This is a genomic window from Stenotrophomonas pictorum JCM 9942 (genome assembly GCF_001431585.1).
In the GTDB taxonomy this organism is placed as follows: domain Bacteria; phylum Pseudomonadota; class Gammaproteobacteria; order Xanthomonadales; family Xanthomonadaceae; genus Stenotrophomonas; species Stenotrophomonas pictorum.
Window position 1 is genome coordinate 42,189 of record NZ_LLXS01000011.1, and the last position, 9,819, is coordinate 52,007.

8 protein-coding genes and 1 pseudogene are annotated in these 9,819 nt (G+C 62.4%); 4 read left to right on the forward strand and 5 right to left on the reverse strand.

The window, feature by feature from the left end:
• Positions 1-29 precede the first annotated feature (29 nt).
• From ARC78_RS04915 to ARC78_RS04930, 4 genes are all read right to left on the reverse strand, one after another.
• Complete coding sequence (locus tag ARC78_RS04915; protein ID WP_057505853.1) at positions 30-455, reverse strand: hypothetical protein; 426 nt, start codon at positions 453-455, stop codon at positions 30-32.
• Complete coding sequence (locus ARC78_RS04920) at positions 452-940, reverse strand: hypothetical protein (protein WP_057505854.1); 489 nt, start codon at positions 938-940, stop codon at positions 452-454. Before ARC78_RS04920 ends, ARC78_RS04915 begins: the two co-directional genes overlap by 4 nt.
• A gap of 5 nt (positions 941-945) precedes the next feature.
• Positions 946-1,305: a hypothetical protein gene (locus ARC78_RS04925; RefSeq protein WP_054660582.1), complete on the reverse strand. Its 360-nt coding sequence runs from the start codon at positions 1,303-1,305 to the stop codon at positions 946-948.
• 108 nt (positions 1,306-1,413) lie between these two features.
• Positions 1,414-2,841, reverse strand: a complete 1,428-nt coding sequence (locus ARC78_RS04930) for a Do family serine endopeptidase (protein WP_057505855.1) — start codon at positions 2,839-2,841, stop codon at positions 1,414-1,416.
• A gap of 463 nt (positions 2,842-3,304) precedes the next feature.
• Between ARC78_RS04930 and ARC78_RS04935 the strand changes: the two genes are divergently transcribed.
• The 4 genes from ARC78_RS04935 to ARC78_RS04950 all read left to right on the forward strand — a co-directional run bounded on the left by ARC78_RS04935 (position 3,305) and on the right by ARC78_RS04950 (position 8,768).
• Positions 3,305-5,458, forward strand: coding sequence for an adenosylcobalamin-dependent ribonucleoside-diphosphate reductase (locus ARC78_RS04935; RefSeq protein WP_054659017.1), 2,154 nt, complete (start codon positions 3,305-3,307; stop codon positions 5,456-5,458).
• A 144-nt stretch (positions 5,459-5,602) separates the two neighbouring features.
• On the forward strand, positions 5,603-6,418 hold the full coding sequence (locus ARC78_RS16750) for a hypothetical protein (RefSeq protein ID WP_057505856.1): 816 nt from the start codon (positions 5,603-5,605) through the stop codon (positions 6,416-6,418).
• An 85-nt stretch (positions 6,419-6,503) separates the two neighbouring features.
• Positions 6,504-7,268, forward strand: coding sequence for a TSCPD domain-containing protein (locus ARC78_RS04945; protein ID WP_057505857.1), 765 nt, complete (start codon positions 6,504-6,506; stop codon positions 7,266-7,268).
• A gap of 93 nt (positions 7,269-7,361) precedes the next feature.
• A complete protein-coding gene (locus ARC78_RS04950; RefSeq protein WP_054659023.1) occupies positions 7,362-8,768 on the forward strand; it encodes an SIR2 family protein in 1,407 nt (468 codons plus the stop codon).
• A gap of 52 nt (positions 8,769-8,820) precedes the next feature.
• Here ARC78_RS04950 and ARC78_RS16270 read toward each other — a convergent pair.
• Positions 8,821-9,720 (reverse strand): annotated as a pseudogene (locus ARC78_RS16270) (IS3 family transposase); the annotation flags it as partial.
• Between the last annotated feature and the right edge of the window lie 99 nt (positions 9,721-9,819).

Below are 9,819 nucleotides of genomic sequence, written 5' to 3' on the forward strand. Positions count from 1 at the left end.
AGGGAGGGGCGGTGTGCCGGCGCGGGAGCTCAGGACTCTGATACGTCGGTGGCGGCTTCGGCCGCGCGTGGCTGCACGGGGTCGGCGGCTGCGGCACCGGTCGAAGCGGCGGTTTCGGCCGCCTGCCCGGCATCATCGGCCGCAGCGCTGGCCTGTTGCGCCGCCATGCCCGCGGCCGCGGCCGCAAACGAAGCCACCGAGGCCTGTGCCGAGGCCACCAGTCCGGAGACCGAGCCGATCATCTGTAGCCAGCGGCCACCGCTGAAGGCGCCACCGGGCTCCAGCTTGCCGGCCGCAAAGCCGCCGGCCAGGCCGGCGATGACGATGCGTCCGGGGGTCCAGGCGCGCCGCCAGACGTGGTTGAGCAAATTCCACTGGCTGAGGGTTTCGGTGCTGCGGACCTGCACCACGGCTTCGGCGCGCCGCACGCGGCGCTGCAGGACTTCGAACTTCATGGCGGGTTGTCCCCGGGCACGGTCACGTGGGCATCGGGATCTTCATCGCCGGGCTCATCGAACAGGCCCATCCGCGACAGCTGCCGGCGGGTGGCATGCATGCCGGTGTGGTGGAAGAAGTACGACACCCGCCAGATCGCATAGCCGGCCATCGCCAGACTGGCGAGGGTGGGGACCAGCAGCGATATGAACAGTGACAGGCCCAGGTACTGCAGCAACGCGACCAGCGTGGCGGCCAGCAGCAGCCACGCCGAGGCGCCGAACACGATCGCCACCCCGCTCCAGGCCAGGGCACGGCCGAAGGCGCTGCGGGCCAGGGCCAAATCGGCCGAGGCCAGGCGCCGCAGCGAACGGAACGTGTGCGAGGCCGAATCCAGCGTCTGGCGACCGGCATTGCCGATCTGGCGGATGCTCTCTTCCAGTCCGGGGGCTGGCGCATCCGCTCCTGCCGGTTCACCCGGTGGCGGTGTGGCGTGTTCGCTCACGCCGGTCAGTCGTTGCTGCGGGCGAGTTTGGCGATGATCCAGCCGGCGGCGAAGGCCACGCCGAAGGAGGCCAGTGGCCGCTCGCGGATCAGCTCGGCGGCGCTGTCGATCAGATCCTTGCTCTTGTCCATCAGTGCGTCCATCTGTTCCTTGGCGGCGGCACCGCCCAGCTCGGCCGCGGCCAGGCCGGACAGGGCGCTGTCAGACAGCTCGGCCTTCATGTTGGCCTTGCCCAGACGCAGTTCGTCAGTGGCGGCGCCGGCGGCGCCCTTGACCGCCGAACCGGCGGCATTCGCGGCCGACTTCAGGTGCGCGCCGGCCTCGCCCAGATGCTCTTTCATGTTTTCGGTATTGGTGGGGCTCATCGTGATCTCCTGGTTTCAGTGGGAGCGCCGCGAGGCGGCGCGCGGGTTGCAGCGGACGTCCAGAAATACCAGTCGCGGGGTGTAAGGCGCGTTACGGACGATGAACCATCATCGCATCAACAGCTGACCGCGCGTGTTGCCGCGCAGAATGCTCAGCGCCAGTTGCGGCGGGCGCGGCTGGAAGCTGGCGCGCCAGCTGGCCAGATCGGTGAACTCGCCGCTGCTGGCGGCAAGAATCACATCGCCACTGGCCAGCCCCGATTGTGCGGCGCGGCTGCCCCGTGCCACGTTGCTGACCAGCACGCCGTTGAGGCCGGCCTGACGCAGTGACTCGGGCAGATCGGCGAAGGTCGCGCCGCTCAGGCGCGGATCCAGCGTCTCGCCGCTGATCGCACGCGGCTGTTCCTTCAAGGTGGCTTTGAGTTGCAGCGCTCTGCTGTCGCGACGCACTTCCAACTCCACCGTGCGGCCCACCGGCTGCAGGCCCTCGAAGTTGTGCAGCGCCTGCGCGTTGTCCACGCGCTGGCCATTGATCGCGGTGATCACATCGCCGGCCTTCAGCCCGGCGGCCATCGCCGCCGAGGCGGGCAGCACCCGCGTCACCAGTGCGCCGCGTGCTTCGGCCAGTCCCAGGCCCTGCGCGATCTGCGGGCTCAGGTTCTGCGTTTCCACGCCCAGCGTGCCGCGCACCACCACGCCCTTGGTGATCAGCTGCTCGACCACGTCGCGCGCCAGGTTGGAGGGAATGGCCAAGCCCAGGCCGATGTTGCCGGCCATGCTGCCCTGCGGGTTGAAGCTGGCGGTGTTGATGCCGATCAGCTGGCCGGACAGGTTGACCAGCGCACCGCCGGAGTTGCCCGGGTTGATCGAGGCGTCGGTCTGGATGAAGTTCTGGTAGCCCAGCCCGCGGATGCCACTGCGGCCCACCGCCGAGACGATGCCGCTGGTCACCGTCTGGCTGAAGCCGAACGGGTTGCCGATGGCGACCACGAAGTCGCCCACGCGCAGCTGGTCGCTGTTGCCCAGGCGGATCTCGGTGAGCTTCTCGGCCGGGATGCGGATCAGCGCGATGTCGGTGTCGGCATCGGAGCCGAGGAACTCGGCCTTGACCGTGCGCCCGTCGGCCAGGGTCACCTGCACATCGTCGGCGTTTTCGATCACATGGTGGTTGGTCAGCACATAGCCCTTGGCCGCATCGATGATCACGCCCGAGCCGAGCGACTCGTTGATGCGCTCGGCCGGCACCTGCGGGAACAGGCGGCGGAAGAACGGATCGTTGAAGTAGGGGTTGCGCACCCGTACCACCTGCTTGGTATTGACGCTGACCACGGCCGGCATCACCTGCTCCAGCATCGGCGCCAGCGAGGGCAGCGGTTGCCCGGCCACCGAGGCCGGCAATGCGGCCGTGGCCGGCAGCGCGCTGGCCAGCGGCGCGGCATCGGCACGGTTGTCCAGGTGGGCGTTGATCGCCGTGGCGGTGAAGCCACCGAAGGCGGCGGCCAGGGCCAGAGTCAGCAAAGTGGGGATCGGTCGCATAAGTGCGGTAGCTCCGTGCACAGGCGCCAGCGGGCGCGTCGGGATGGGGCGGAATTCACTGAACGCGAGTGTGGCCGGCGACGGCTAAATCGACAATGAAATATTCCGCACCGCCGCAATCCCAAGGCCGGCAAGCGCTTCGCCGATTGCAAGGGGCTGGCGGCAGATTTTTCGTTTGACATCACCTTGCCGCTGGGTAAGCTTGGCCTCGCCATCAGCCACAAGATATTGGGTTGATGTGAAACGCGCCCCCAAGCAGTAGGGTTATGCTCGGGGCGAGCACCCCAGCGGAAGGCGTGCAATGACAGCGAAAACGATGCAGATAACCGGTAGTCCCCGGAGTCCCCTCATCCCGCCAGCAGGCGCGTAACCACGCGGCTGTGCGTCGTCGTCGTTGCCGCCCGGCCCGCCGGGGAAGAGCCAAATCGCGCCCCATGGCGCCTTGAAGAGAATTTCCATAATCATGAGCACGGTGCGTCTTGAAGTGGTCAGCAATCAAACCAAATCGGACCTGATCCCTCTGCAGCCTGCCTCGCAGGACATCTGGGAAAAGAAGTACCGCCTCACGACCAAGGCGGGTGAAGCGCTGGATGCCGATATCGACGGTACCTACCAGCGCGTGGCCCGTGCCCTGGCCGATGCCGAAGCCAGTGACGAGAAGCGCGCCTACTGGTACGAGCGTTTCGTCTGGGCGCTGCGCCGCGGTGCCATCCCGGCCGGCCGCATCACCTCCAATGCCGGCGCGCAGGAACACAAGCCGGCCACCAGCACGATCAACTGCACCGTGTCGGGCACCATCACCGACTCGATGGACGGCATCCTGGAGAAGGTCCACGAAGCGGGCCTGACCCTGAAAGCCGGCTGCGGCATCGGCTACGAGTTCTCCACGCTGCGCCCGCGCGGCGCATTCGTCGCCGGCGCCGGCGCCTACACCTCCGGTCCGATGTCCTTCATGGATATCTACGACAAGATGTGCTTCACCGTGTCCAGTGCCGGTGGCCGCCGCGGCGCGCAGATGGGCACCTTCGACGTGTCGCACCCGGACGTGAAGGATTTCATCCGCGCCAAGCGCGAGGACGGGCGCCTGCGCCAGTTCAACCTGTCGCTGCTGATCACCGACGGTTTCATGGAGGCGGTCAGGACCGATGCCGACTGGCCGCTGGTGTTCCCGTTCAATACCAAGGAACACGGCGACATCGACCTGGCCAAGGCCGAGGACGTGGTCTGGCGTGACTGGCCGACCCACGAGAACTACATCGTCCGCGACGATGGCCTGGTCGCCTGCAAGGTCTACGGCCATATCCGTGCCCGCCACCTGTGGGACATGATCATGGTCTCCACCTACGACTACGCCGAGCCGGGTTTCATCCTGATCGACCGCGTCAACGAGATGAACAACAACTGGTGGTGCGAAAACATCCGCGCCACCAACCCGTGTGGCGAACAGCCGCTGCCGCCGTACGGCGCCTGCCTGCTGGGCTCGGTCAACCTGACCAAGTTCGTGCGCGATCCGTTCACCGACAAGGCCAGCTTCGACTGGGACGAGTACAAGGAAGTGGTGCGCGTGTTCACCCGCATGCTCGACAACGTGGTCGAGGTCAACGGCCTGCCGCTGGAGCAGCAGCGCAACGAGATCATGCGCAAGCGCCGCCACGGCATGGGTTTCCTCGGCCTGGGCAGCACCATGACCATGCTCCAGATGAAGTACGGCTCCAAGGAATCGTGCGAATTCACCGAAGCCATCGCCCGCGACATGGCCGTGGCCGGCTGGGAAACCGGTCTGGAACTGGCCCGCGAGAAGGGCGCCGCGCCGATCATGGACGAGCAGTTCACCGTTACCGCCGCGATGCTGCGCCAGCGTCCGGAAATGAAGAAGGACGGCTGGAAGGTCGGCCAGAAGATTGCCGGCAAGGTGCTGCACGCCAAGTACAGCCGCTACATGCAGCGCATCGCCACCGTCGCCCCGGAACTGGTCAAGGAACTGGCTGAAACCGGCGCGCGCTTCACCCATCACAGCTCCATCGCCCCGACCGGCACGATTTCGCTGAGCCTCGCCAACAACGCCTCCAACGGCATCGAGCCCTCGTTCGCGCACCATTACAGCCGCAACGTGATCCGCGAAGGCAAGAAGTCCAAGGAGAAGGTGGACGTGTTCTCCTTCGAGCTGCTGGCCTACCGCGCGCTGGTCAACGCCAAGGCCATGCCGTTTGCCGAAGGCGCCGACGCGCAGCTGCCGGAGTACTTCATCAGCGCCGACGACATCTCGCCCAAGGAACACGTGGACGTGCAGGCAGCCGCACAGAAGTGGGTGGACAGCTCGATCTCCAAGACCGCCAACGTCCCGACCGACTACCCGTACGAGCAGTTCAAGGACATCTACCGTTACGCCCACGAGCAGGGGCTGAAGGGCTGCACCACGTTCCGCTTCAACCCGGCCGCCTTCCAGGGTGTGCTGGTCAAGGAAGCGGACCTGGAAAACACCACCTACCGCTTCGAGCTGGAAGACGGCTCCACGGTGGAGGTCAAGGGCAACGAGCAGATCGAATACGACGGCGAAATGCACACCGCCGCCAACCTGTTCGATGCCTTGAAAGAAGGGTATTACGGCAAGTTCTGAGTAATGTCCCGGCCGTCCCGCCGCTGCGGCGGGGCGGTGACGCGATGGTCGCCGCCATCGGGTTGTACCGCGTGAGTTCCACGTTGCATCGGCTTCGAGATAGCATCGCCCACGTTACAGACCCGACGCCCTGAGGAGGGCTTTATGAGCAATGGTAATGGTGTGACGGCGACCGTTTCCCAGGTTGTCGAGACTGTGAAAGAAACCACCGCCCATCTGGGAGACAGCCTGGCGGTCACCGCCAGCGACGCCGTTGTCGCAGTCAAGGCCCGCGCCCGCAAAGCCGAGGCCGGCGCCAAGCAGCAGGTCGCCAAGGTGAAGAAGGCCGTGGCCAAGGCCGAGAAGGTCGTCGCCAAGAAGGCGGCCGCCGCCAGCAAGGAAGTGAAGAAGACCGTCTCCTCGGTACGCAAGAAGCTGGAAACGGCCAAGGTCAACGCCCAGGCCGAAGCGGCCGCGCTGAAGAAGCAGGGCGCCGGCAAGCGCGCCGCGGCCAAGAAGGCCCTGGCCAAGGTCGAGAAGACCGCGGCCAGCAAGGCGGCCTCGGCGAAAAAGGCGGTCAAAACCGCCGAGAAGAAGGTCGCCAAGGCCGTGACCAAGAAAGCCGCTGCCACCAAAAAGGCAGTGAAGGCCACCGAGAAGAAGGTGGCCAAGGCCGTGGTCAAAAAGACCGCTGCCGCCAGGAAGGCGGTGAAGACCGTCGAGAAAAAGGCGGTCAAGAAAGTCGCCGCTGCCAGGAAGGCGGTGAAGACTGCCGAGAAAAAGGCGGTCAAGAAAGTCGCCGCCGCCAGGAAGGCGGTAAAGACTGCCGAGAAAAAGGCGGTCAAGAAGGTCGCCACCGCCAAGAAAGCGGTGAGGAAAGTTGAAAAGAAGGTCGTCAAGCAGGCCGCGGCCGCCAAAAAGACCGCTGCCAAAAAGGCCGCGACCGTGAAGAAAGCGGTCAAGAAGGCCGCTCGCAAGTAAGTCGCACCGCGCGCCCCGTCCTCACCGCGAGGACGGGGTTGCTGCCGCATACCCCGCACCACCACGCATATCCAGGACACGCACCATGGCCGTCAAAATCGACAAGAAAATCAAGGGTTACTCCGTCGTCACTCCGGACGACAAAGCCCGGGAAGCAGCGGCCAGCGCCCCGGTTGCCGTGGTCCAGGACGCCTCGCCGCTGGACAACATCGTGCACATGCACGAGCGCATCGAGCGCCCGGAAGTGCTGATCGGCAGCACCTACAAGATCAAATCACCGCTGGTGGAGCACGCCTTCTACGTGACCATCAACGACATCGTGCTCAACGCCGACACCCAGCACGAGCTGCGCCGTCCGTTCGAGATCTTCATCAACTCCAAGTCGATGGAGCATTTCCAGTGGATCGTGGCGCTGACCCGCATCATGTCGGCCGTGTTCCGCAAGGGCGGCGACGTCACCTTCATCGTCGATGAGATGAAGGCCGTGTTCGACCCGAAGGGCGGCTACTTCAAGGCCGGTGGCGTGTACATGCCGTCGCTGGTGGCCGAGCTGGGCTTCATCGTCGAAGAGCACATGAAGTCGATCGGCCTGCTGCACGATCCGGAAATGAGCGCGCACCAGCGCGCGCTGATCGCCGAGAAGCGCAAGCAGTTCGAGGAACACTCAAAAAAAAACGCTGAAGCCGTAACCGTCGCGGTTGCCGCCGTGGAAGCGGGCGAGGACGCCAGTGCCGACAACGGCAGTTTCCCGGCCGCGGCGACCATGTGTCACAAGTGCAGCACCAAGGCGCTGGTGGTGATGGATGGCTGCCAGACTTGTTTGAATTGTGGGTATAGCAAGTGCGGTTGAGATAAGTCGCGACTGTTTTTTGATAAACCGAATTGGGCCAGGTCAGTAGTGAGCTGGCCCAGCTTTTATGTATATCGTGCAATGGGAGTGGGGATGCCGACTTACGCAGAATATATCGCTGAGCAGACTTTGGTTGCACAGGAGTGTTTGCGCGACCTCGGCTGCCAGCCAGTGCTCTTTGTAGGAAGCGGTATTGCGAAACGCTATGGGGGTGGGCCGAGCTGGAAAGAGTTGCTAGCTAGGGTCATTGCGGAGAATCCTCTCATCGAAGATGAATTGCCTTACTTGCAGCAGCGTGAGGGGTCGCTTCCAAAGGTCGGAAGCGTGCTAGTTGATCCGTACCAACGGTTTGCGTGGGGAGTAGGACGAGAGGGCTTTCCTCCAGAGCTCTTCGCAGAAGATGTATCAAAGGATATCTACCTTAAGTATCACGTTGCGGATGTCGTCAAGAGCTCGGTGGGCAGCATTATTGACGTTGATGGTGACCTTCTGGCGGAGATCTCTGCTCTTAGGAAAGTTCGTCCCAACTCAATCATAACTACGAACTATGACCTCATGCTGGAAGAGGTCTTTCCCGAATACACGCCGATTGTTGGTCAGAAGATCATTCGTGCGGCGAGTATGATGATCGGCGAAATTTTCAAGATACACGGATCGATAGATGAACCTCGTGAGCTGGTTCTGACTCACGAGGATTACGAAAAGTGGTGCCTTAGGAAGAAGTATCTTTCGGCGAAGCTGCTGACTTTTTTCCTTGAGCATCCTGTTGTGATTGTTGGATATGCGGCCCAAGATGACAACGTCATCGAGATTTTGAGAGACATCGATGAGATTTTGGGTGGGAACGGCGAGCTAGTTCCTAATATTTTTTATGTAGTTCACGACCCCTTAGTGGACGAGTCATCGTATCCAGCAAGGCAGGCAGTTCTTGATCTGCGAGATGGACGTTCTATGCGCGTGCATTGCATGCAGGCTAATGACTTGACGTGGGTGTTTGATGCGTTCGCTGCCTCTGAAGGGGTTGAGAACGTTAACCCAAAGATTCTTCGGGCGTTGATGGCACGAACGTATAATCTTGTGAGGCACGATATTCCGAAGATGACGCTTGAAGTGGACTTCGGAACTCTTGAGCAAGCAGCCAACAGCGATAGTGAGCTTCCTCGTCTGCTCGGCATAACGTCTTTGTCGGATCCACAAACCTTCAATGCTACCTATCCTTATTTGACAACGGCACTGGGAAGGAAACTGGGATTTCCGAGCTGGCATGGTGCTAGGAAACTGATTGACCAGATCAAGGCAGAAAAGGATGTTGATCTATGCTCAAGCGATAACCAGTTTCATATCGCGGTTAAGTCTGGAACTAATACAGTCATACATAAATACAGTGAGGCTGCGGTCGCACTCTTGACTAAGGTGCAAGTGGGAGAGCCTTACGAGATCCATCTTGAAAGGCCTCATGGCGCACGTAAGGCGCGCAAGAGAGTAGCCGCGGCTTCGTAGCTGGCAAAACAGGGGTCAGAGTGGAGTGACCCGTGTTTTGTGGACAGGGTAGTCAGGGGACAGTCCTGACCGGTTGATATTGCTGTTCGGCTTGTAACGGCGTGGTGTAGCCCAGCCCGGAATGCAGCCTGGCCCTGTTATAGAACACTTCGATGTACTCAAAGATCGCAGTTCTGGCGGCCTCCCGGGTTTTAAACGGGCGGCCGTCATTGATTTCCAGCTTCAGATTCGCAAAGAAACTCTCGATCATGGCGTTGTCATAGGGCATGCCGGGCCGGCTCATGCTCAGCCTTATTTTTGCTTTCGCCGTTTTTGCCCTGTAGTGGAGGCTCCGGTATTGGCTGCCTTGGTCGTGGTGAAGGGTCAGGCCTGGCCTTGGCCGACACTGCAGCAGCGCCATGTCCAGGGCGTCTTCAGCCAGCTTGGCCAGCTGCAGATGACTCATTGCCCAGCCCACAATTCTTCGCGTGCAGACGTCCTGGATGACGGCCAAGTGGAGGATGCCTTCGCGGGTCGATATCTGGCTGATGTCGCCTACCCAAGCCTGGCATGGCGCTGTTGCATGGAAAGGCCACTGCAGCAAACGTGGCGCCGCCGGTGTTGCGTTGTAAGCCCGATGAGCTCGCAGGAAACGTTTACGGCGATGGGTCATCAAACCGTGTCGATGCCGCAGCCTGTCCATGTGATGTCGCCCACAGCGGATACCGCGTGACTGCAGCTCGCGCCACAGTCGACGGCTGCCGTAAGCCGCCCGACACTCGTGATGCACGCTGGCAATGGTCGCGCCCAGTAGTACGTCCTGCGTGGCCCGGCGACTCGGCAAGCGCGTGCGCCACGCGTGGTAACCACTGCAGGAAACCTGCAGGCAACGGCAAAGCAACCTGAGGCGATGGTTTACCCGTTGCCCGTGGATCCAGGCGTACCTCGCTTGGACTGGCTGGCGAAGTACGCCTCCGCTTTTTTTAGGATTTGGTTCTCCTCACGCGCATCGGTCAGTTCACGCTTCAGCCGGGCGATCTCCAGTTGCTCCGGTAATCCCCCCGGCTGTTAG

What these genes read in the sequence shown, in the direction of transcription:
- ARC78_RS04915 (WP_057505853.1), bottom strand. Translation starts at nt 455, where the DNA reads ATGAAGTTCGAAGTCCTGCAGCGCCGCGTGCGGCGCGCCGAAGCCGTG.
- ARC78_RS04925 (WP_054660582.1), bottom strand. Translation starts at nt 1,305, where the DNA reads ATGAGCCCCACCAATACCGAAAACATGAAAGAGCATCTGGGCGAGGCC.
- ARC78_RS04930 (WP_057505855.1), bottom strand. Translation starts at nt 2,841, where the DNA reads ATGCGACCGATCCCCACTTTGCTGACTCTGGCCCTGGCCGCCGCCTTC.
- ARC78_RS04935 (WP_054659017.1), top strand. Translation starts at nt 3,305, where the DNA reads ATGAGCACGGTGCGTCTTGAAGTGGTCAGCAATCAAACCAAATCGGAC.
- ARC78_RS16750 (WP_057505856.1), top strand. Translation starts at nt 5,603, where the DNA reads ATGAGCAATGGTAATGGTGTGACGGCGACCGTTTCCCAGGTTGTCGAG.
- ARC78_RS04945 (WP_057505857.1), top strand. Translation starts at nt 6,504, where the DNA reads ATGGCCGTCAAAATCGACAAGAAAATCAAGGGTTACTCCGTCGTCACT.
- ARC78_RS04950 (WP_054659023.1), top strand. Translation starts at nt 7,362, where the DNA reads ATGCCGACTTACGCAGAATATATCGCTGAGCAGACTTTGGTTGCACAG.